We start from the raw sequence: 21,731 nt of genomic DNA on the forward strand, positions 1-21,731 counted from the left end.
GGTCCGGGGCTTCGGCCCGGCCGCGCGGCGATGGCGGTCGGGACGAGACAATGACGGCCGGCGCCGCCACCCGGCAAGGGGCGGCGAAGCCGGCCGTCAAGGCGTCCACAGGAGATCGGCGCCGCGCCGCCTCAGCCCGCCAGCAGCGGGTCGAGCTTGGCGGCGAGTTCCTCGGGGCTCATGGCGCCGCGCACGCGCTCGCCGTTGACGAAGAAGGTCGGCGTCGAGTTGACGCCGAAGACGTCGGCGCCGCGGGCCCGGACCGCGTTGATGGCGTCGAGCAGCTTCTGGTCCGACAGCGTGGCGTCGAAGGTCGCCGGGGCGTAGCCGAACTGCTTGGAGATGTTGCGCAGGGCGGTGACCGGGTCGTCGGTGTAGGCCCACTCCTTGAGATGGGCGAACAGCGTCTTCACCACTTCGAAATACTTGTCGCCGGGCGCGTTGCGCGCCAGCATGAAGCCGGCGGCGGCGAGCGCGTCGAGCGGGAACTCGCGCATCACGAAGTAGACCTTGCCGGTGTCGATGTATTTTTCCTTCAGCGTCGGGAAGGTCGTTTCGTGGAAGTGGGCGCAGTGCGGGCAGGTCATCGAGAGATACTCGACCATGACCACCTTGGCATTGGGATCGCCGAGCGCCTTCTCCGGCAGCGGGCCGGGCTTCATCAGTTCGGCGGTGTCGACCGTGTCGGCCTTCTGCGCCAGCGCCTCCAGCGTGAAGGACGGGGCGGCCAGCGCGACCAGGGCGAAGGTCGCGGTGGTGGCCAGGAAGCGGCGGCGGGACAGCATGGACGTTTCTTCTCCCTCGAGGGCGCGGCGATCGAACGCTCGGCCGATGGTCGCCGATAATTGTGGCACGGTTGCGGGAATGCAAAGGGAAACCGGGCGAGCCTCGGTGACCGCTCGCCGCGGTACGCTCAGCGCCCGGCCATCACGGCGCGACCGAGTCGCTCGACGGCGGCGCGCAGGCCGTCGTCCACGATGCCGGCCGCCTCGGCCTTGACCGCGGCTTCGGCCGCGGCCGACACCGGCTTCTGCACCGGCCGGGCCCTGCGCTCGATGCGGGCGACCGGCAGTTGCACGATCTTGATCCGGCCGACGCAGCGGTAGCCGAAGAACATGTTGATACGCTCGATCACCTGCGGCACCTCGTGGCCGAAGCGCAGCACCGCGGCCGAGGTGCAGCGCACCGTCAGCACGGCGGGTTCGTGGGTCTCCTCCTCGATCAGCCCGGGCGGCCGGCGCGTCCAGGCGAGCCGATCGGGCGCGGTGGTCTCGGCATAGGCGGGGCCGACGATGTCGGGCCAGTGCGCCACGAGGTCGACGGTGGCGAAACCTCGCTTGCGGCAGGCCGGCGTCAACGCCCGCGCCACCACGTCGGCGAGCGGGCGCGCACCGCGGCGGATGAACTTCTCGGGCGCGTCGGTCATGGCGGCGGCGGGATCCGGGATGCGGGAACTCGGGGACCCGAGCATGACGCCCCGGGCGGCGCTGTCAAGGAAGCGGCTCGTCCCGCGGGCGGTTGCGGCGGGCCGGCGCGCCGTCCAGAGTGCGCCGCCATGACCGCGTCCGCACCGATCACCCTCGCCCGCCCCGACCCCGCCGACCTCCTCGCCTGGTACGACCGCCACGCCCGTCGGCTGCCCTGGCGGGTGCCGCCGGACGAGCGGGCCGTCGGCGTCGTGCCGGATCCCTACCGGGTCTGGCTGTCCGAGATCATGCTGCAGCAGACCACCGTGGCGGCGGTGAAGGGCTATTTCGAGGCCTTCCTCGCCCGCTGGCCGCGGCTCGAGGATCTCGCGGCGGCTCCGCGCGACGACGTCATGGCCGCCTGGGCCGGGCTCGGCTACTACTCGCGCGCCCGCAACCTCAAGGCTTGCGCCGAGATGGTCGCCGAGCGCCACGGCGGCCGCTTCCCCGACGACGAGGCGGCGCTGCGCGCCCTGCCCGGCATCGGCGCCTATACCGCCGCGGCGATCGCCGCGATCGCCTTCGACCGGCCCGCCGTGGTGGTCGACGGCAATGTCGAGCGCATCGTCACCCGCCTCCACGCCGTCGAGACGCCGCTGCCGGAGGCCAAGCCCGAGATCCGCCGGCTCACGGAGGCATTGGCGCCGCCGACGCGGCCGGGCGACTTCGCCCAGGCCATGATGGACCTCGGCGCCACGATCTGCACGCCGAAGCGGCCGGCCTGCGGGCTCTGTCCTTGGCAGGGTTCCTGCGCGGCCCGGGCGGCGGGCACGCAGGAGAGCTATCCGCGCAAGACCGCCAAGCCCGAACGCCCGGTGCGCCGCGGCACGGCCTATGTCGCGATTCGATCGGACGGCGCGGTGCTGCTGCGCCGGCGGCCGGACAAGGGCCTGCTCGGCGGCATGGCGGAGGTGCCCGGCACCGAATGGGCCGCGACGGCGCCGCCGGCCGATCCGCCGCTCCCCGCCGACTGGCGGCGGGCCGGCACGGTCGAGCACACCTTCACCCACTTCCACCTGATCCTGACGGTGGAGACGGCGAGCGTCGACGCCCCGGCGCCGGCGGGCGCGTGGTGGGCGCCGGCCGATGGGCTCGCCGACGAGGCGCTGCCGAGCCTGATGCGCAAGACGGTCGCGGCCGCCCTCTCCGACCGCGGCCCCGCGCCGGGTCCGGACGCGGCGCCGAGGCGCGGGCGCGGACGGCCGCGCAAGAGCTGAAGGCGAGGATCAGGCGGGGACCGCCGTCAGCGCCGAGCGGATGCGCTGGCGCAGCACGTCGATCGGGGCTAGACCGCCCTCGGTCTCGACGTGCCAGAAGGTCCAGCCGTTGCAGGCCTCGAGCCCCTGGACGGCAGCGCCCATGCGATGGATCGAGCCGCTCTCCGGGCCGACCGCCAGCGAGCCGTCGGCGCGCACCAGGGCGGCGTGGCGGCGGCGGGCGTCGGTGAGCCGGGTGCCCGGCGCGATCAGACCGGCCTCGACCAGCGAGCCGAACGGCACGCGCGGTTCCGAGCGCTTCGGCGTCACGCCGGCGAGGCCCTCCTCGGGGGCGGGACGCACCGCGTCGATGCGGGCGCGGGCGTGCTCGACATAGGCGTGCTCGCGCTCGACGCCGACGAAGTGGCGGCCGAGCCGCTTGGCGACGGCGCCGGTGGTGCCGGTGCCGAAGAAGGGGTCGAGCACGACGTCGCCGGGTTTGGTCGTCGCGGTCAGGATCCGCCAGAGCAGCGCCTCGGGCTTCTGGGTCGGGTGCAGCTTGTCGCCGTCGGCGTTCTTCAGCCGCTCGCTGCCGGTGCAGAGCGGGAACAGCCAGTCGGAGCGGACCTGGAGGTCGTCGTTGCCGACCTTCAGCGCCTCGTAGTTGAAGGTGACGCCCTTGGCCTCGCGGTCGCGCGAGGCCCAGATCAGCGTCTCGTGGGCGTTGGTGAACCGCTTGCCCTTGAAGTTGGGCATCGGGTTGGCCTTGCGCCAGACGACGTCGTTCAGGATCCAGAAGCCGAGGTCCTGGAGCTTGGCGCCGACGCGGAAGATGTTGTGGTAGCTGCCGATCACCCAGAGCGCGCCCGACGGCTTCAGCACGCGGCGCACCGCCAGCAGCCAGGCTCGGGTGAAGGCGTCGTAGGCCTCGAAGCTCTCGAAGCGGTCCCAGTCGTCGTCGACGGCGTCGACCTTGGACTGGTCGGGCCGGACGAGGTCGCCGCCGAGCTGGAGGTTGTAGGGCGGGTCGGCGAAGACGAGGTCGACCGAATGCCGCGGCAGCTTCTCCAGCTGCGCGATGCAGTCGCCGACGAGGATCTGGTCGAGCCAGGGCCGATCGGCGGCCTCCACGGGGGAGGCCGCCGAAGCCACAGGCGCGTCGAGACGGCGCACGGCGGCGCGACGCGCCGACCGCAACTCGAGAACACTCATGGCCACTCCCACACTGACGCGAAACCTGACCGGTGGGGGCCTCGACGCCCCTGCCACGATCCACAGCATGGGAGAGTCAGGGTAAATTCCGGGTTAAGTGCCGACAGGGTGAATTTTCAATTGCGTCAATGGTTTGTTAGCCATTTCGCACTGCGGCGGACACCTCCGGCGCCGCGTTCTCGGTCCGACCCTTTCGCTTGGCGCTCGCCCCGGCCCGGACCGAGGCCCCGCTTTTTCCGGCGCGCGCGGCGTCATCATGTGGTATCCGGCTCGGGGTACGAGGCTCAGCAACTTGTACCCGAGAGACGTTCCATGAAAGACCGGGCCCGCCCGCAGGCGATCCTCAACCGCCCCGCCCCGCTGCCCTTCGAGACCTTCACCGACGCGGTCGCGGCGGTCGACCGGCTGATCGCGATCTACGACCGCAACACCGCCTTCGTCCGCGACGCCTTCGCGGCCGTCACCCGCGGCGAGGTGCCCGAGGGGCGCACGCGCGCCTTCTATCCCGAGATCCGCGTCGAGACCGACACCCACGACCTCGCCGACAGCCGCCTCTCCTACGGCCACGTCACCGGCCCCGGGGTCTACACCACCACGGTGTCGCGGCCGGAGCTGTTCCGGCACTACCTGATCGAGCAGCTGTCGCTGATCATCCGCAACCACGGCGTCCCCGTCTCGATCGGCGAGAGCCAGACCCCGATCCCACTGCATTTCGCCTTCTACGAGGGCACCCACGTCGAGGGCACCCTGGTCGAGGCGCTGCCGAAGCCGCTGCGCGACATGTTCGACGTGCCGGATCTCGCCGTCACCGACGACGCCATCGCCAACGGCACCCTGGAGCCGCCGGCCGGCGAGCCGATGCCGCTCGCGCCTTTCACGGCGCCGCGAATCGACTATTCACTGCACCGCCTGCAGCACTACACGGCGACGAGCCCGCGCTTCTTCCAGAACTTCGTGCTCTTCACCAACTACCAGTTCTACGTCGACGAGTTCGCCGCCCGCGCCCGCGAGATGATGGCGCGCGGCGACAGCGGCTACACCGGCTTCGTCGAGCCCGGCAACCTCCTGACGCCATCCGGCGAGGCCGCGCCGACCGAGGGCGAGCATCCGGCGCGGCTGCCGCAGATGCCGGCCTACCACCTGCTGCGCGAAGGCCATTCCGGCATCACGCTGGTCAACATCGGCGTCGGCCCCTCCAACGCCAAGACGATCACCGATCACGTCGCGGTGCTGCGGCCGCACGCCTGGCTGATGCTCGGCCATTGCGCCGGCCTCAGGAACAGCCAGAAGCTCGGCGACTACGTGCTCGCCCACGGCTACGTCCGCGAGGACCACGTGCTCGACGCCGACCTGCCGGTGTGGATCCCGATCCCGGCGCTGGCCGAGGTGCAGGTGGCGCTCGAGGACGCCGTCGAGGAGGTCACCGGCCTCGAGGGCTGGGAGCTGAAGCGCATCATGCGCACCGGCACCGTCGCCACCATCGACAACCGCAACTGGGAGCTGCGCGACCACCGCGAGCCGGTGCAGCGCTTCTCGCAGTCGCGCGCGATCGCCCTCGACATGGAATCGGCGACCATCGCGGCCAACGGCTTCCGCTTCCGCGTGCCCTACGGCACGCTGCTCTGCGTCTCCGACAAGCCGCTGCACGGCGAGCTCAAGCTGCCGGGCATGGCGAGCGCCTTCTACCGCCGCCAGGTCTCCCAGCACCTCGAGATCGGCATCCGCGCCATGGAGATGCTCCGCGGCATGCCGCCCGAGCGCCTGCACAGCCGCAAGCTGCGCAGCTTCATGGAGACGGCGTTCCAGTGATGCCTGTCTCGCACACGTCCCGACGGGTCGGGACGTGTGCGAGGTGCCGGCCATTCGGCCGGCGCCCGTCGGGCGCTCCGCGCACACGCCGCTCCGACCGGAGGTCGGACCATCGTGCGCGGTACGAGGGCGCACGGCAGCCTCCCGCCGGGCGCGCTCGCGCCGGCGGGGCGGATCTGCTAGGACGCGGCGGCAAGGGCGGGGCGGACGGGCCCCGGCCCTCCCCCCGGACGGAACTCCATGCTCATCATCTTCGATTGCGACGGCGTGCTCGTCGATTCCGAGATCATCTCCTCGGACGTGACGGCGCGGCACTTCTCCGAACTCGGCTACGCCATCACCGCCGCGGAGCTGAACGAGCGCTTCGTCGGCCTGACCGGCCCGCAGATCGCCGCCATCGTCGAAGAGGAGATCGGGCGCGCCCTGCCGGACGACTTCAAGGCCCGCTGCGACGCCGAGATCGACCAGCGCCTCGCCGCCGTGAAGGTCATCGCCGGCGTGCACGACCTCCTGGACGTGCTCGAGGAGCCGCGCTGCATCTGCTCGAACTCGTCGAGTACGCGCCTGAAGACCACGCTTTCGGCCACCGGCCTCTGGGACCGCTTCCGCCCCTACGTCTATTCGGCGCCCGAGGTCGGCACCCGCCGGGGCAAGCCGGCGCCGGACGTGTTCCTGCACGCCGCCGCCGCGTTCGGGGTCGCCCCGGCCGACACCATCGTGATCGAGGATTCCCCGCCCGGCGTCACCGGCGCCGTCGCCGCTGGCATGCGCGTGATCGGCTTCGTCGGCGGCTCGCACAGCTGGGCCGGCCACGCCGAGACGCTGATGGACGCCGGCGCCGAGACCGTGGTCCGCCGCATGACCGAGGTGCCCGCCGTGGTCGAGGCCTTCCGCGGCTGGGCCGGCATCGGCGTCTGAGCGCCGGGACACGAGGAGGCTCGCCCCATGTCCGACGACGGCGTCTACCGCAACGGCGTCGGCGGCCACGCGGTGATCGAGCAGCGGCGCACCGGCGTGTTCCGCCGCCTGTTCTTCGACCGGCCGGTGCTGCTGGTGGTGCGTCGCGGGGTCAAGCGCCTCGAGCATGACGGCGTCGTCGTCGAGGGCGGGCCGGGCACGCTGCTCGTGGTGCAGCCGGGCGCCTTCGTCACCGTCACCAACACGGTCGAGGACGGGCTCTACCGGGCCGAGGCGCTGCCGGTCGACCCCGCCCTGGTCGAGCCGTCGGCACTGCGCTCCCCCGTGCTCGCGCAGATGCCGCTTTCGGAAGGCCTCGACGCGGCCGTCGCCGCGGCGCGGGCCGCGCTCGCCGACCCCGCCCTGCCCGACGCCGTCGCCGCCCACCGCTTCCGCGAGATCCTGGTCTGGCTCGCCGAGGCCGGGATCGTGCCGACCATGCCGGTGGCCGAGACCTTCGCGGTCCGGGTGCGCCGGCTGGTCTCGACCGATCCCGCCGCGCCCTGGCCGGCCGCGGCCGTCGCCGGCCGGCTCGCGACCAGCGAGCCGACGTTGCGCCGGCATCTCGCCGCCGACGGCACCACGCTCACCGACATCGTCGCCGACGTCCGCCTCTCGGCCGCGCTCAACCTCCTGCAGACCACTCGCCGTCCGGTCACGGCGATCGCGCTCGACTGCGGCTATGCCTCGCCGTCGCGCTTCGCGATGCGCTTCCGCGCCCGCTTCGGCCTGTCGCCGAGCGAGGTCCGCATCGAGCCGGTCGGGTTCGATCGGATCGGCGCCACGATCGATCGGTCCGGAGCGGCGGCCGCACCCGCAGCCGGGCAGGATCGCCGCCGTCACCCAACCTGACGGAGACCTTCCGATGATCCGCCCGCTCCTCTCCCTCGCCGCCCTCGTCGTCGGCGCGGCGACGTCCGTCCACGCCGCCGACTTCACCGTCACCAGCCCCGACTTCACCGACGGCGGCCGGCTCGGCGAGGCCCAGGTGTTCGACGGCTTCGGCTGCACCGGCGGCAACGTCGCCCCCGCGCTCGCCTGGACCGGCGCGCCCGCGGGCACGAAGAGCTTCGCCGTCACCGTCTACGATCCGGACGCGCCGACCGGCTCGGGCTTCTGGCACTGGTCGATGTTCGACATCCCCGCGGCCACCACGTCGCTCGCCACCGGCTCGACCGGGGCCGGACGCCCGGCGGGCGCCGTCGAGGTCCGCAACGACTACGGCGGCACCGGCTTCGGCGGCGCCTGCCCGCCGCCCGGCCCGGCGCACCGCTACGTCGTCACGGTGTTCGCGCTGAAGGTGGACAAGCTCGGCCTCGGCGCCGACGCGACGCCGGCCGTCACCGGCTTCATGCTGAACGCCAACGTGCTCGCCACCGCCCGGATCACCGCGCTCTACGGCCGGTGAGCGGCGCGCAGAACTGCCGCGATCACCTCGGCGACGGCGCGGTAGAGGTCCTCCGGAATGGTCCGGTCGAGTTCGAGCGTCGACAGCGCCTCGGCGAGCGCCGGGTTCTCTTCCACGGGCACCCCGGCCTCGCGCGCCGCCGCCACGATCGCCTCGGCGGTCTCGCCGCGCCCGGTCGCCACCACGGTTGGGGCGTCGGGCGCGACGTAGCGCAGCGCCACGGCGCGGGCGATGTCGTCGTCGCCGCTCACAGCTCGACGTCCAGGCGGTGGCGCGGCGCCGTCGGCGTCGGCGCGGCGGGCCGCTGCGGCGGACGTCCGAGGTGGAGGTCGACGCCGGAGACGGCGAGGCCGGCCGCCGTCAACGCGTCGGCGAGAGGGGCGGCCTCGGCCTCGAGCCGGGCGACGGCGGCGGGGGTCTCGCACCAGACCCCGATCACGACGCGCCGGCCGGGCAGCAGCCCGACCCGCACCGCCACCGGCCCGAGCGGGGCGACCGCGAAGGCCATCTCGACCCGGTGGACCGGTCCGCCGTCGTCGTCGGCGCCGCCGCGCTCGCGGCCGCCGTGGTCGTCGCGCTCGATCCGGACCTCGGCGACCGAGACGCCGGCGGGGCCGGCGATCGGGATCTCGAAAACGAGGCCGCGCGGAGCGTCGTCGTCGGTGCCGGGCGCGGCGTCGTCGCCGCCGATCGAGGCGGCCTGGTGCAGGAGGATGCGGCCGGCGGCGCGCTCGGCGGCGTCGAGGAGATGGGCGGCGAGCGCGCGCGGCGGCAGGTCCGGCGCCTCGGCCTCGCGCTGGCCGGCGGGCCGACCGCCGCGCCGCGGCGGGGCCGGCCGGGCGCCCGCCACCAGCGCGACCGCCGCCGCGACGGCGGGATCCGACGGCGTCGGCTTCCCCGGGCCGAGCCAGTCGGCGAGGGCGCGGCCGACCAGGGCGAGCGCGGTCTTGAGATCGGCGGGGGGCGGCGATCCCGGATGCGCGCCCGCCTCGTGGAACAGCCCGGACCGCGCCAGCGCGGCGGCGACGTCGCCGGCCGTCGGCGGTGACGCCGAGCCGAGCGCGAAGCCCGCGAGCACGCCGAGGGCGTCGCGCAGCGTCGCCGGCAGGTCGGGGGCGGCATTGAGCGTCGAGGCGGCGGCGAACACGGGCGCGAGCCCGTCCTGACGTCCGAGCGCGGCGGCGACCGCCGCTTCGAGCACGGTCGTCCGTGGGACCGTGCCGGCTGTAGCGGGCGCGAACGCCACCGCCTCCTCGATGCGCCCGAAGACGGGGATCTCACCCGCCAGCGGACGACGCCCGGCGTGGCCCGGGTTCACGGGCATGTCGCCGATCACCGGCGGCAGCGAGCCGATGGCCATCGCGGGCCTCCGCGGCAGGAGAGCGTCCGGTCGAGACTCGCGCGAATCGGGGGACAGGGCAAGGGCGGCGCCCCGGACGCCCCCTACCCCGCCTCGGCTTCCGCCGCCTCGTATTCCCCCGACAGTTCCAGCCACTGCTCCTCCGCCGCGTCGATGGCGCGGGCGCAGTCGGCGCGGTCCTTGGAGAGCTTGGCGCCCCTGGCCGGATCCTTGGCGAACAGCGCCGGGTCGGCCAGCGTGGCGTCGAGCTTGGCGAGGTCCTTCTTCAGCGCCTCGATCCGCGCCTCCACCGCCTGGATCTTCTTGCGCAGCGGCGCCAGTTGGGCGCGGCGCTCGGCGGCGAGGCGGCGGCGGTCGACGGCGGTCGGCTTGGCGTCGGCCTTCGCCGCGCCGGCGCGCTCGTCCGGACCGGAGAGGACGAGGCGCTTGTAGTCGTCCATGTCGCCGTCGTAGGGCGTCACCCGGCCGTCGGCGACCAGCCAGAGCCGGTCGGCGGTGGCCTCGACGAGGTGGCGGTCGTGGCTGACCAGGATCACCGCGCCCTCGAAGGCGTTGAGCGCCTGGATCAGGCTCTCGCGGCTGTCGATGTCGAGGTGGTTGGTCGGCTCGTCGAGGATCAGGAGATTCGGCCCGTGGAAGGTGGCGAGGCCGAGCAGCAGCCGCGCCTTCTCGCCGCCCGAGAGCTCGCGGGCGGGCGTGTCCATCTTCGACGTCTCGAGCCCCATCTGGGCGACGCGCGAGCGCACCTTGGCGTCGGGCTCGCCGGGCATCAGCCGCTTGACGTGGTCGAAGGCGCTCTCGGACGGGATCAGCTCGTCGAGCTGGTGCTGGGCGAAATAGGCGATCGACAGCTTGGTCGCCCGCGTCACGCCGCCGCCGAACGGTTCGAGCCGGCCGGCGATCGCCTTGGCGAAGGTCGACTTGCCGTTGCCGTTCTTGCCGAGGAGGGCGATGCGGTCGTCGTCGTCGATGCGCAGCGTCAGGTTGGAGAGCACCGGCCGGGCCGGGTCGTAGCCGAGCGCCACCTTGTCGAAGGTGATGATCGGCGGGGCGAGCCGCGACTTCGGGTCGGGGAAGACGATCGGCTGGACCTCGGTCTCCACCACCGCCTCGATGGTCTCCATCTTCTCAAGCATCTTGACGCGCGACTGCGCCTGCCGCGCCTTCGAGGCCTTGGCCTTGAAGCGGTCGACGAAGGCCTGGAGGTGCTTGCGCCGCGCCTCCAGCTTCTCGCGCATCTTCTCCTGCAGCATCAGCTTCTCGCGGCGCTGGCGCGCGAACGAGGTGTAGCCGCCCTTCCACAGCGTCAGCCGGCCCTGGTCGAGGTGGCAGACGTGGTCGACGGCGACGTCGAGCAGGTCGCGGTCGTGGCTGATCAGGATCACCGTGTAGGGATAGCGCTGCACGTAGGTGGTGAGCCAGAGCGTGCCCTCGAGGTCGAGGTAGTTGGTCGGCTCGTCGAGGAGCAGGAGGTCCGGCCGCATGAACAGCACGGCCGCGAGCGCCACGCGCATCCGCCAGCCGCCGGAGAAATCGGCGCAGGGTCGGCGCTGGTCGACCGCGTCGAAGCCGAGGCCGGACAGGATCGTCGCCGCCCGCGCCTCGGCCGAGTGCGCCTCGATGTCGGCGAGGCGGATCTGGATCTCGGCGATGCGGTGCGGGTCGGACGCCGTCTCCGCCTCGGCCATCAGCGCGGTGCGCTCGGTGTCGGCGGCGAGCACGAAGTCGATCAGCGAGATCTCCGAGCCCGGCGCCTCCTGCGCCACCCGGCCGATCCGCGCCGCCTTCTTCAATTCGATCGAGCCGCTCTCGGCCGAGAGGTCGCCGTCGATCAGGTTGAACAGCGTGGTCTTGCCGGTGCCGTTGCGGCCGACGAGACCGACCTTCATGCCGTCGTCGACGACGACGGAGGCCTTGTCGATCAGGACGCGTCCGCCGATGCGGTAGGTGAGGTCGGAGATGGTCAGCATGGCGCGAGGGATGTCGCAGAGCCCGGCCGCGAAGGCAAGGGGGCGCTGCCGGTCGCGTCGTCCGCCGATGACGCGCCGACGCCGAGCCCGCGCCGACGCTCGGACACCCCTTCCGCCCGCCTACGTGGATTCCCATATGGCCGGTGCGGCCCGATCCCGGTCCGCCGCCAGCCAAGGAGTGACGACATGGGCCTGTTCGACCGCTTCCGGTCCGACCAAGGTCAGAAGATGACCCCGCACCTCGCCTTCGCCACCTGCCTGATCTACGTGATGGGGGCCGACGGCGAGATGGACAACGAGGAGATCGGCCACCTGCTCAGCGTCCTCGGCGGCGCCAAGACCGGCAACGGCATCGGCGTCGGTGCCAACAACCAGGCCCTGCTCGACCAGGCGGTCCGGATCGCGCGAACCAAGCCCATCGACCAGTTCCTCGCCGAGGCGACCCCGCTGCTGACCGACGCCCAGCGGATGTCGATCCTGCTCAACCTCGTCGACAGCGCCATGTCGGATGGCGAAGCCGAGCCGGAGGAGCAGGAACTGATCGGCCGCGTCCAGGCCGCCTTCGGGATTCCCGACGAACGCTTCGCGCCCTTCTTCGACGTGCTGATGGCCAAGAACGACCGCACCATCTTCGTCGACGAGCGCCACCCCCACAACGCGCCCGGCTACCGCGTCGAGCTGCAGGTCCCCGGTCGCGGTTGACCGCGAAGCCCCGCCGCGGCGGCGACCGGCCCCGGCCGGTCGCCCTTCAGACCGTGAACTGCTGGCCGAGCTCGACCACGCGGTTGGACGGGATGCGGTAGAAGTCGGTGGCGTTGGCAGCCATGCGGGTCAGCGCGATGAACAGTCGGTCCTGCCAGAGCGGCATGCCGGACTGCGGGCTGGCCTTGAACGAGCGGCGGTTCAGGAAGAAGGACGTCGACATGATGTCGAACTTCAGGCCCTGCTTGCGGCCGAGCGCCAGCGCCTTCGGCACGTTCGGCTGTTCCATGTAGCCGAAGGTCAGCGTCACCTTGGTGAAGTCGTCGTTGAGCGGCTCGATGCGGATGCGCTGCTCCTCGGCCACGCGCGGCGCCGTCGACACCTTGACCGTGAGGACCACGTTCTTGGTGTGCAACACCGTGTTGTGCTTGAGGTTGTGCATCAGCGCGCTCGGTGCGATCTCGGGGTCCGAGGTCAGGAACACCGCGGTGCCGGGCACGCGCACCGGGTGCGAGCGCGCCAGCATCTTGACGAGGTCGGCGAGCGGCACGCTCTCGCGGTGGCTCTTCTCGTAGACGATCCGGGTGCCGCGCACCCAGGTCCACATGGTGATCGAGACGCAGGCCGCCAACGTGATCGGCATCCAGCCGCCGTCGAGCACCTTCAGGAGGTTGGCGCTGAGGAAGATCAGCTCCAGCGACAGGAACGGCGCCACCACCGCGACGGCGAGGCCGAGCGGCCAGCGCCACGCCTTCCACACCACCACGAAGGCGAGCAGCGAGCTCATCACCATCTCGCCGGTCACCGAGATGCCGTAGGCGTTGGCGAGCGCGGTCGAGGAGCGGAAGAACACCACGAGGGCGAGGACGCCGGCGAGCAGCACCCAGTTGACCCGCGGCAGGTAGATCTGGCCGGCCTGGGTTTCCGAGGTGTGGCGGCTCTCGAGCCGCGGCAGCAGGCCGAGTTGGACCGCCTGCTGGGTCAGCGAGAAGGCGCCGGTGATCACCGCCTGACTGGCGATCACGGTGGCGACGGTCGCCAGGATCACGTAGGGCAGCCGGAGGCTCTCGGGCACCAGCAGGAAGAACGGGTTCTCCATCGCGTCGGGATGGGCGAGCACCAGCGCGCCCTGGCCGAGGTAGTTCAGCGTCAGCGACGGGAACACCAGCACGAACCACGCGAGACGGATCGGCGGGCGGCCGAAGTGGCCCATGTCGGCGTAGAGCGCCTCGGCGCCGGTGACGGCGAGGAACACCGAGCCGATCACGATCAGCGCCATGAAGCGGTGCTCGATGACGAACTCGACCGCCGACAGCGGGTTGAGCGCCATCAGGATCGCCGGGTCGTCGCTGACGTGGACGGCGCCGGACACCGCCATGCACAGGAACCAGAAGGCCGTGATCGGCCCGAACAGCGCCGCGACGCGGCCGGTGCCGAAGCTCTGCACCGCGAACAGCACGATCAGGATCACGATGGTGATCGGCACCACCGCCTGATCGAAGGCCGGCGTGATCAGCTTCAGGCCCTCGACCGCGGACAGCACCGAGATCGCCGGCGTGATCACCGCGTCGCCGAAGAACATGGCGGCACCGAGCACGCCGATGACGAACACCGCCGCCGACCGGCCGCCGATCGCCGACTTGGCGAGCGCCACCAGCGACAGCGTGCCGCCCTCGCCGCGGTTGTCCGCCTGCATCACGAAGACGACGTATTTCAGCGTCACGACGAGCGTCAGCGCCCAGATCAGCAGCGAGACGACGCCGGTGACCTCGAGACGCGTCAGGCCGTCCTTGGCGGTGTGGGCCAGGGCCTCGCGGAAGGCGTAGAGCGGGCTGGTGCCGATGTCGCCGTAGACGACGCCGACCGAACCGAGCGCCATCGCGAACAGGCTGCTCTTGCCGTGGCCGCCGTGGGAATCGTGCCCGCCGGGCGCCGGGGTCGGCCCGCCGGCCGCGGTTTCGGGTTGCTTCGCGGTGTTTTCGCTCATGCCGAACCGGTTGGCGGCCGGACGTCGACGGACGTCGCTTCGACCGACGGGGCGACCGAATAGAAGATCGCGCGCCGGACCGCAAGTCGCGCGCGCCGGCCGCGGTGGAAACCGCCCGGCGGGCGGTTTCGTTCCGGCGCCGCTCGGGCGGCGCCGGAACGCGAACGGCGGGCCGGAGGTCCGGTCCGCCGCGGCGAAGATCCGAGGGATGCGTGCGGGATGGGCGGTCAGGCGCCGCCGGACGTCAGCACCGACACGCGGTCGGCCGAGCCGGCGCAGGAGATCGAGACCGCACCGCCGTCGCCGCTGTCGAGCGTGGCGTTGTTGCCGGCCGGCAGGGCGAAGCGAACCTGGGTGCCGGTGCCGGGGGCGAGGTCGGGATCGACCTGGTCGGCGATCACCAGCGTCATGGCGCAGGTGCCCTCGTCGGCCTTGAAGTAGCCGATCAGGTGCTTGGTGCCGAAGCTCTGGGCGAAGCCCTCGAGCGGCTTGTAGACGCCGGTGCCGATCGCGTCGGCGGAGACGGGGGCGAAGGCGACGGCCGCGGCGGTGAGGGAGAGGGCGGCGGCGGCGGAGAGGAGTCGGGTCATCATGGTCGAAGGCTCCGGGTGTAGAGCGCGCCGTGCCCGGAGGGAGGGCGGCACGGCGCGCTCGCTTCTGGTCCGGGTCGCCGCGGGAGGGAGGAGGGAGCGGCTTCCCGGTCTCTCGGTGCCCGGGAGGAAGGGCACCGTTTCGGCTCGTGTCGGTCCGGGGTCCGGGGAGGAGGAGGAAGGGGCCGGACCGCCCGAGCGCAAACTTTGGATTTCTCTGGTCGAGCCGCCCGGAACCGGGCTTTTCGACCGTGGAGCGCCGGTTCGTCACCGCCGCGTCCGATGAAGGGACAATACCCCTGCCGCAGTGCGGGAGAAATAGGCCCCGACTCCGCTAAACCGTTTGAAGAAAAAGCTAAACCGGTTCAGCCGCGACGCTTTTTCTTGGGGTTGGCGAAAGAAAAACTGAAATGTGCGAAAACGCTTAGCTGGGGTCTCCGAAAACCCGGGGAAATCATGCCGCGCCGGCGTTTTCACTAGGTGGTTGGTCGTAAGCGGACGATCCTAGGGGCAAGCCCTCACCCGTCGGACCGGCCGCCCGGCGATTCACGACGGTGCCGCCCCGGGCGCGAGCCGGTGCGCTCGCGCATGACAACGGCGGCCCGGCCTGCTAACGAGCGGCGCTCGCCCGGGTGCCCGCCCGGGCGCGGCATGCGGCGAGCGGCCTTTGCCGCGCGCGCCCGCTCCGCTACGGTCTTTCCATGAATCCCACCGATCTCCTCCTGGTCGCCGTCGGCGGCGCCCTCGGCTCGATGGCCCGCTACATCGTCTCGGTCACGGCCGGGCGGATGTTCGGGCTCGACTTCCCCTGGGGCACGCTCACGGTCAACGTCGTCGGCTCCTTCGCGATGGGGCTCTTCGTCGGCCTGCTCGCGCTGAAGTTCGACGGCTCGACGGCGCTGCGCCTGTTCTTCGCCGTCGGCGTGCTCGGCGGCTTCACCACCTTCTCCTCCTTCTCGCTCGACACGGTGGTGCTGTGGGAGCGCGGCGCCGTCTTCGCGGCCGCCGGCTACGTCGTCGCCTCGCTCGTCGTCTCGCTCGGCGCCCTCGCCGCCGGCCTCGCCCTGGTCAGGACCCTCGCATGAACACCGATCCGAACTCCGCCGCCGGCCCGCGCGTCGACATGGTCGCCGTCGCCAAGGACGAGGCCGGCATGCGCCTCGACCGCTGGTTCAAGGAGCACTACCCCGGCCTCGGCTTCGGCCACCTGCAGAAGCTGATCCGCTCCGGCCAGATCCGCGTCGACGGCGGCCGGGTGCAGACCTCGACCCGCCTCGCCGCCGGCCAGCAGGTCCGCGTGCCGCCGCTGCAATACGGCGATCAGGCCGCGACCTCGACGTCCTCCTTCGCCATCGACGGCACCGGCGCGCCGACGGCTCGGCCGAAGCAGGTCGCCTCGGCCAACGAGGCCGAGTACCTGCGCTCGATCACGCTCTACGAGGACGAGCACGTCTTCGTCTTCAACAAGCCGGCCGGCCTCGCCGTCCAGGGCGGCTCCGGCATGACGCGCCACATCGACGGCATGCTCGAGGCCTTCCGCGACAAGAAGGGCGTCAAGCCGCGCCTCGTCCACCGCCTCGACCGCGAGACCGCCGGCTGCCTCCTGGTCGCGCGCACCCGCCTCGCCGCGGCGACGCTGGCGCGCACCTTCCAGACCCGCTCGGCCCGCAAGATCTACTGGGCGCTGGTCTACGGCATGCCGAAGCCGGCGCAGGGCCGGATCTCGACCTACCTGCGCAAGACGACCGCGCCCGACGGCGACATGATGGTCGTCGCCAAGCACGGCGACAAGGACGCCCAGCACGCCCTCACCTACTACTCGATCGTCGACCACGCCGGCGGCCGGATGTCCTGGCTCACCATGAAGCCGACCACCGGGCGCACCCACCAGCTCCGCGTCCACTGCCAGGCGATCGGCCATCCGATCATCGGCGACCCGCGCTACTTCGACATCGAAAACTGGGAAGTGCCGGGCGGCATCCAGAACCGGCTGCACCTGCTCGCCCGCCGCCTCACCATTCCCCACCCCGCCGGCACCGGCGTGATCGACGTCACCGCGCCGCTGCCGCCGCACATGCTGCAGTCGTGGAACCTGCTCGGCTTCGAGGCCGACGGCGACGACCGCGCCGACCCGGCCTTCCCCGAGGACTGAGCGCCCGCCGGCTCCGACCTTCGGTCGCGCCCGGCCGGCGCCCGGTCCGACGGCGACCGCCAAGTCCCCGCGGCGCGGGGACTTTCGACCGCCGCCCGCGCCGCCCGCCATGCGGGTGCGACGTCGTGTCGGGTGCGCTTCGCCATTGCTTCGCCACGAGCGCCCGGAAATACTTCCCGCCGAAGCGGGGACGGCGTTATGTGAGGCGCCGGCCACCGCCGTCCGGAGGAACGACCACATGAAGAGCCTTTTCGCCGCGTCGATCGCCGTCGCGGTCGCGTTCACGCCCGTCGTCGCGTCGGCGCACGGCCCGACCCGCCAGAAGGTCGAGATCACCACCGAGGTCGCCGCGCCGGCCGACAAGACCTGGGCGGTCGTGTCCAACTTCGGCGACATGTCGTGGCTGCCGGTGGTGACCAAGCTCGAGGCGACCGGCAACGACGTCGGCGCCGAGCGCACCATCACCCTGGCTAACGGCGAGGTGATCAAGGAGCGCATCGAGAAGTTCGACGCCGGCAAGATGATGATGATGTACCGGATGGAAGCCGACAACATCAAGGCGCTGCCGGTCACCAACTATTCCTCGCGCCTGACCGTCAAGGACGCCGGCGGCGGCAAGTCCACCATCACGTGGTGGGGCGCGTTCTACCGCGGCTATCCGAACAACGATCCGCCGGCCGACCTCTCCGACGAGGCCGCGGTCAAGGCGATCACCGACCTCTACAACACCGGCCTCGCCGGCATGAAGAAGAAGATCGAAGGCGGCAGCTGATGCGCCGGCGCACCGGGGCGGCGCTCGTCGCCCTGGTCCTCGCGTTCGCGGCCGCCCCGGCCCGCGCCGACGAGGCCTTCGTCACCAACCAGCAGAGCGACGACGTCTCCGTCGTCGATCTCGCCAGTGCGCGCGTCGTCGCCACCATCCCGGTCGGCGGCAAGCCCGCGGGCGTCGCCGTCGCGCCCGACGGCCGCGCCGTCTACGTCTCGAGCCCCGAGGGCAAGGCCCTCTCGGTGATCGACCCGGCGACCCGTACCGTCGTCGCCCGGATCGACGTCGGTGGCGGACCGGTCGGCATCGTGGTCTCGCCCGATTCGCGCACCGTGTTCCTCGCCGACTGGTTCGGCAACGCCGTGCTGCTGATCGACGCCGAGACGCGGACGATCCGCGCCCGCGTGCCCGTCGGCACCGCCCCGGCCGGCCTCGCCGTCACCGCGGACGGGCGCACGCTCTACGTCTGCGACCGCGACGACGACCGCCTCTCGGTGATCGACGTCGCCTCGGCCACCCGTACCGGTACGATCGCGGTCGGCACGCACCCCTTCGCCGTGACGCTGTCGCCGGACGGCCGCCACGCCTTCACTGCCAACGTTATGTCCAACGACGTCTCGGTGGTCGACCTCGCCGCCGGCCGGGAGATCACCCGAATCCCCACCGGCGAGACGCCCTACGGCGTCGCCCTCGTCGGCGGCCGCGGCTTCGTCACCGACCAGCACGCCGACACGCTCACCGTGTTCGACGCCGCCAGCTTCGCCCCGATCGGCAGGATCGACACGCCGTCCTTCCCCGAGGGCATCCTCGGCGACGACGCCTCCGGCAAGGTCTGGGTCGCCGCCTGGGGTGACGACGTCTTCTTCTCGGTCGACCCGGCGAGCCTCGCGGTCGTCGACGAGATCCCCGTCGGCAAGGGCCCGCGCGCCTTCGGCCACTTCATCCGCCGGACGCCCTGAGCGCGCCGGCGGCCGCCGCCGCCGCGATCCCGTCCCAGGGCCGGGCATCGGCGCACAGCCGCTCGTGGACCGCCCGCGCCGGCGAGCGCTCGTACCATTCCCGCTGCTCGTCCGGCAGCGCCGCGGCCTCGACCCGATGCAGCGCGGCCTCGACGTTGGCGACCGCCGCCGCCTGCCGCGCCGGATCCGCCGGCAGCCCGGCGTGGCGGCGGACGTCCTCGACGAAGCCCGCGGGATCCTCGAGATGGCGGGTGTAGGCGATCGGCGTCGTCCGCTCCGCCAGCGCCGGCACCTCCCGGGTCAGGATGCTCGCCAGCGCCGCATGGTCGCGGGCATGGCCGTAGAGGAAGGCGGTCACCGCCTCGAACAGCGCGCGCGGTTCCGCCATCCGAGGCGTGAAGGCGCGCTGCGACACCGCGCTCTCCAGCGGATGGCGGAACGGCACCAGGATCCGCGCCCCGCCGGCCTCCCACGCGCGCCACTGCCCGATCCGGCCCGGCGCCGTCATGTTGGCGAGGCCGATCTTGACCGCCCGCCCGTCGACCGGCCCGACCCGGGCGACCTCGCCCACGGTCAGCCCACGCGCAAGCACCTCGGGATCCTCGTAATAGCCCCTGGGATTGGCGTCTTCGCCGAGGTCGTCGCGGCGGACCCGTCCGATCCACGGCATCCCCAGCAGCGCCAGCGTCTGCATCAGCAGGGAAGAACCGGTGCGCGGGTGCGCCAGCACGATGCAGGGCCGGTCGACGGCGGCCGGTTCGGACGACCGGTCGGTGCGGGGATCGGACGGGGACGACATGGCCGAACGTCTACAGGACGCGGCGCCGGCGCGAAACGCCCGATGCGCGGAACCGTCGCCGGATCCGCCGGCCCGTCGCTCGGGCCCCGACCAGGGAATCGAGCGTCGCCCCCCGCGAAATCGCCTGTGCGGGGACCGCGGCCCGAGCGAGATCGCCGTTGATTTCACGACGCGCCGTGGACTAGATGATTTCTCGACTCGTGTACCGAACAGTCCCCGGGGGGAGCAACGTTCATGCCGTCGGAAGACGTGAAGACGACATTTGCCGCCGACCGCGGCACCGAGCGGACCGCGCCGCGTCCGCGTTGGCGCAAGCCCAACGTCGTCGCCTACGAGTTGGAGGCCGTCACCGAGACCCGCACCTGCGGCGGCGGGTCCGATTCGTTCCCCGGCTGGTGCGCCACCGCGTCCTGAGCGCGGACCCGTTCACCGCTCCCGTGCCCGGTTGCCGGATCGTCACGGCCACATCGGATCAACGGTCGTGAACCCATCCCACCGCCGCCCGCCGCTCGGCGGCGCCGAGGCCGGCTTCGTCGGCCTCCTGTCGCGCGAACCGTCCGAAGCGCTCCTGCGCCGTCTCGGCGCGCATCCCGGCCGGTCGTTCGGCTGCGGGCCCGTCCGCCTCGTCGGCCCGGCCGGCACGACCCGTGGCGACGGCCGCACCCACGTCTTCGCCTTCGCCGGCCGGCTGGTCGACGCCGACGAGGCCGCAGACCGCGACGGTGACCCGGGGCGCGACGGCGCCTTCGCCGCCCTCGACCGATTCCGCCGCCACGGCCCCGACGGCATCGCCGGCTGGCGCGGCCATTTCGCCTTGGCGCATTTCGATGCCGGCGCCGCCCGGCTGTGGCTCGCCGCCGACCACCTCGGCCGGCGCACGGTCTACCACGCCCGCGTCGAGGGCGGCGTCGCCTTCTCGTCCAGCCTGCGTGCCCTCCTCGCGCTGCCGGGCGTGCCGCACGACCCCGACGAACACTATCTCGCCGCGACCTTCTCCGACGTGCCGCCGGAGCCCGACGCCACGCCCTACGCGGCGGTGCGCCGGGTGCCCGCCGCCACCGCCGCCGCCTTCGACGTCGACGGCGGCCTTCGGCTCCATCGTTACTGGCACCCGGATCTCGCGCGGCGCCTGCCCCGGCGGCGCGACGACGACCACGTCGAGGAGGCCCGCGCCCTGCTCGACCGTGCGGTGGCGCGCGGCCTGCGCGGGGCCGGCACCGTCGTCTGCCAGCTCTCCGGCGGCTTCGATTCGGGCGCCGTCGCCGCCACGGCGGCGCGGCTTCGCGGCGACGCGCCCCTCCCCGTCCTGACCGTGGCGCCGCCGGACGGCGTCGCCCGTTTCGAGCACCCGGGCGCGATCGGCGACGAGCGCCCGCTCGCCGCGGCCGTCGCCGCGATGCATCCCAACATGATCTGGGAGGCGGTGTCGTCGGCCGGGCTCCACGCCTACGACGACAACCCCGTCCGGCTGTTCCTCTCGATGGCGGCGCCCACGCGGGGCAGCCTCAACGTCGGCTGGTACGCTCCGCTGTTCGAGCGCGCCCGTGCGCTCGGCGCCAGCACGATTCTCACCGGCGGCCTCGGCAACATGACGCTGAGTTGGGACGGCCTCTGCGGGCTCGCCTCGATGGCGCGGCGCGGCGACTGGGTCCGGTTGTGGCGCGAGGCGCGGGCGATCGGCCGGATGCAGGGCCGCTCGCCCGTCGCGGTGCTGCGCCGCCACGCGATCGTGCCGCTGCTGCCGCCTCGGCTGCAGGCCCGCTGGTCCGCCTTCCGCGGCGGCCTGCCGCCCGAGGGCGAGACCTCCAGCCCGATCCATCCGGATTTCGCCCGTGCCCACGGCATCCCCGAGCGCCGCCTCGCCTTCGGCCTCGACTACGACGGCGACACCGACGCCACCCGCCGGCGCTGGCTGAGCTACGTCCAGTCGAACCCGCCGACGGCGGACATGACCGAGGCGCTGTTCGGCGTCGCCTCCTACGCGCCGCTGTCGGACGTCGACCTCCTGGAGTTCTGCTTCGCGCTGCCCGACGAGCAGTATCTCCGCGACGGCCGCACCCGCTGGCTCGCCCGCCGGGTCCTCGCCGACCGGCTGCCGCCGGCGGTGCTCGACGAGACCCGGCGCGGCTTCCAGTGCGCCGAATTCCTGCACCGGCTCTCGCTGCAGCGCGAGCGCATCGTCGAGGGCGTCGCGGCGCTCGAACGCTCCCCGCTCGCCGGCCGCGTCCTCGACGTCGAGCGGATGCGCCGCATCGTCGACGCCGAGTGGCCGACCGACGCCGCCGGCACCGGCTTCGGCGACTACGGCGGCGTCCTCCACCGCGGCCTCCACTACGGCCTGTTCCTGCGCTGGATCGAGGGCGGCAACGGCTGACGGACCGCCCCGCTCGCCGGGTTT

General features: G+C 72.6%; 21 protein-coding genes. 12 read left to right on the forward strand and 9 right to left on the reverse strand.

Annotation, left to right across the window (positions count from 1 at the left end; genetic code table 11):
* Window positions 1-131: 131 nt before the first annotated feature.
* Entirely contained in the window at window positions 132-785 is a 654-nt protein-coding gene (locus EDD54_RS16565) for a DsbA family protein (protein WP_126538262.1), read from the reverse strand.
* A gap of 128 nt (window positions 786-913) precedes the next feature.
* Window positions 914-1,426, reverse strand: coding sequence for a DUF721 domain-containing protein (locus EDD54_RS16570; protein ID WP_165644829.1), 513 nt, complete (start codon window positions 1,424-1,426; stop codon window positions 914-916).
* A gap of 129 nt (window positions 1,427-1,555) precedes the next feature.
* Here EDD54_RS16570 and mutY point away from each other — a divergent pair, with 129 nt between their 5' ends.
* Window positions 1,556-2,683 (forward strand): A/G-specific adenine glycosylase, encoded by a 1,128-nt coding sequence (gene mutY, locus EDD54_RS16575; protein ID WP_126538266.1) that lies wholly within the window; start codon window positions 1,556-1,558, stop codon window positions 2,681-2,683.
* A 9-nt stretch (window positions 2,684-2,692) separates the two neighbouring features.
* Here mutY and EDD54_RS16580 read toward each other — a convergent pair whose 3' ends face one another.
* The gene (locus EDD54_RS16580) at window positions 2,693-3,874 is read right to left on the reverse strand and encodes a site-specific DNA-methyltransferase (protein WP_126538268.1); all 1,182 of its coding nucleotides are present in this window, start codon (window positions 3,872-3,874) and stop codon (window positions 2,693-2,695) included.
* Window positions 3,875-4,186: 312 nt separating this feature from the next.
* On the opposite strand from EDD54_RS16580, the gene EDD54_RS16585 reads away from it, so the two are divergent.
* The 4 genes from EDD54_RS16585 (at window position 4,187) to EDD54_RS16600 (ending at window position 8,048) form a co-directional block, all read left to right on the forward strand.
* Window positions 4,187-5,683, forward strand: coding sequence for an AMP nucleosidase (locus tag EDD54_RS16585; RefSeq protein WP_126538270.1), 1,497 nt, complete (start codon window positions 4,187-4,189; stop codon window positions 5,681-5,683).
* A gap of 240 nt (window positions 5,684-5,923) precedes the next feature.
* Window positions 5,924-6,601 (forward strand): HAD family hydrolase, encoded by a 678-nt coding sequence (locus tag EDD54_RS16590; protein ID WP_126538272.1) that lies wholly within the window; start codon window positions 5,924-5,926, stop codon window positions 6,599-6,601.
* A 27-nt stretch (window positions 6,602-6,628) separates the two neighbouring features.
* On the forward strand, window positions 6,629-7,492 hold the full coding sequence (locus EDD54_RS16595) for a helix-turn-helix transcriptional regulator (RefSeq protein WP_126538274.1): 864 nt from the start codon (window positions 6,629-6,631) through the stop codon (window positions 7,490-7,492).
* Between the two features lie 13 nt (window positions 7,493-7,505).
* Window positions 7,506-8,048, forward strand: a complete 543-nt coding sequence (locus EDD54_RS16600) for a YbhB/YbcL family Raf kinase inhibitor-like protein (protein ID WP_126538276.1) — start codon at window positions 7,506-7,508, stop codon at window positions 8,046-8,048.
* Here EDD54_RS16600 and EDD54_RS16605 read toward each other — a convergent pair.
* From EDD54_RS16605 to EDD54_RS16615, 3 genes are all read right to left on the reverse strand, one after another.
* On the reverse strand, window positions 8,036-8,299 hold the full coding sequence (locus EDD54_RS16605; protein ID WP_126538278.1) for an EscU/YscU/HrcU family type III secretion system export apparatus switch protein: 264 nt from the start codon (window positions 8,297-8,299) through the stop codon (window positions 8,036-8,038). The two genes, EDD54_RS16600 and EDD54_RS16605, sit on opposite strands and share 13 nt — an antisense overlap.
* Window positions 8,296-9,408, reverse strand: a complete 1,113-nt coding sequence (gene fliK, locus EDD54_RS16610; RefSeq protein ID WP_126538280.1) for a flagellar hook-length control protein FliK — start codon at window positions 9,406-9,408, stop codon at window positions 8,296-8,298. Before fliK ends, EDD54_RS16605 begins: the two co-directional genes overlap by 4 nt.
* Window positions 9,409-9,491: 83 nt before the next feature.
* Window positions 9,492-11,378, reverse strand: coding sequence for an ABC-F family ATP-binding cassette domain-containing protein (locus EDD54_RS16615; protein ID WP_126538282.1), 1,887 nt, complete (start codon window positions 11,376-11,378; stop codon window positions 9,492-9,494).
* A gap of 186 nt (window positions 11,379-11,564) precedes the next feature.
* Between EDD54_RS16615 and EDD54_RS16620 the strand changes: the two genes are divergently transcribed.
* Entirely contained in the window at window positions 11,565-12,080 is a 516-nt protein-coding gene (locus EDD54_RS16620; protein ID WP_126538284.1) for a tellurite resistance TerB family protein, read from the forward strand.
* A 46-nt stretch (window positions 12,081-12,126) separates the two neighbouring features.
* On the opposite strand, the gene EDD54_RS16625 is transcribed toward EDD54_RS16620, so the two are convergent.
* Together EDD54_RS16625 and EDD54_RS16630 are read right to left on the reverse strand one after the other, a co-directional pair.
* Complete coding sequence (locus EDD54_RS16625) at window positions 12,127-14,067, reverse strand: potassium transporter Kup (protein ID WP_126538286.1); 1,941 nt, start codon at window positions 14,065-14,067, stop codon at window positions 12,127-12,129.
* 227 nt (window positions 14,068-14,294) lie between these two features.
* Window positions 14,295-14,660: a hypothetical protein gene (locus EDD54_RS16630; protein ID WP_126538288.1), complete on the reverse strand. Its 366-nt coding sequence runs from the start codon at window positions 14,658-14,660 to the stop codon at window positions 14,295-14,297.
* A 698-nt stretch (window positions 14,661-15,358) separates the two neighbouring features.
* Between EDD54_RS16630 and crcB the strand changes: the two genes are divergently transcribed.
* From crcB to EDD54_RS16650, 4 genes are all read left to right on the forward strand, one after another.
* Entirely contained in the window at window positions 15,359-15,742 is a 384-nt protein-coding gene (gene crcB / locus EDD54_RS16635) for a fluoride efflux transporter CrcB (protein WP_126538290.1), read from the forward strand.
* A complete protein-coding gene (locus tag EDD54_RS16640; protein ID WP_126538292.1) occupies window positions 15,739-16,809 on the forward strand; it encodes an RluA family pseudouridine synthase in 1,071 nt (356 codons plus the stop codon). The genes crcB and EDD54_RS16640 overlap by 4 nt, the downstream gene beginning before the upstream one ends.
* 238 nt (window positions 16,810-17,047) lie before the next feature.
* On the forward strand, window positions 17,048-17,581 hold the full coding sequence (locus EDD54_RS16645) for an SRPBCC family protein (protein ID WP_126538294.1): 534 nt from the start codon (window positions 17,048-17,050) through the stop codon (window positions 17,579-17,581).
* Complete coding sequence (locus tag EDD54_RS16650; RefSeq protein WP_126538296.1) at window positions 17,581-18,534, forward strand: YVTN family beta-propeller repeat protein; 954 nt, start codon at window positions 17,581-17,583, stop codon at window positions 18,532-18,534. The genes EDD54_RS16645 and EDD54_RS16650 overlap by 1 nt, the downstream gene beginning before the upstream one ends.
* Here the strand turns inward: EDD54_RS16650 and EDD54_RS16655 are convergent.
* Entirely contained in the window at window positions 18,515-19,333 is an 819-nt protein-coding gene (locus tag EDD54_RS16655; RefSeq protein ID WP_126538298.1) for a sulfotransferase family protein, read from the reverse strand. The two genes, EDD54_RS16650 and EDD54_RS16655, sit on opposite strands and share 20 nt — an antisense overlap.
* A gap of 234 nt (window positions 19,334-19,567) precedes the next feature.
* Here EDD54_RS16655 and EDD54_RS23070 point away from each other — a divergent pair, with 234 nt between their 5' ends.
* Window positions 19,568-19,747 (forward strand): hypothetical protein, encoded by a 180-nt coding sequence (locus EDD54_RS23070; protein WP_165644532.1) that lies wholly within the window; start codon window positions 19,568-19,570, stop codon window positions 19,745-19,747.
* A gap of 67 nt (window positions 19,748-19,814) precedes the next feature.
* Entirely contained in the window at window positions 19,815-21,707 is a 1,893-nt protein-coding gene (locus EDD54_RS16660) for an asparagine synthase-related protein (RefSeq protein ID WP_166653463.1), read from the forward strand.
* The last annotated feature ends 24 nt before the right edge of the window (window positions 21,708-21,731 follow it).

Source organism: Oharaeibacter diazotrophicus (assembly GCF_004362745.1).
GTDB lineage: Bacteria > Pseudomonadota > Alphaproteobacteria > Rhizobiales > Pleomorphomonadaceae > Oharaeibacter > Oharaeibacter diazotrophicus.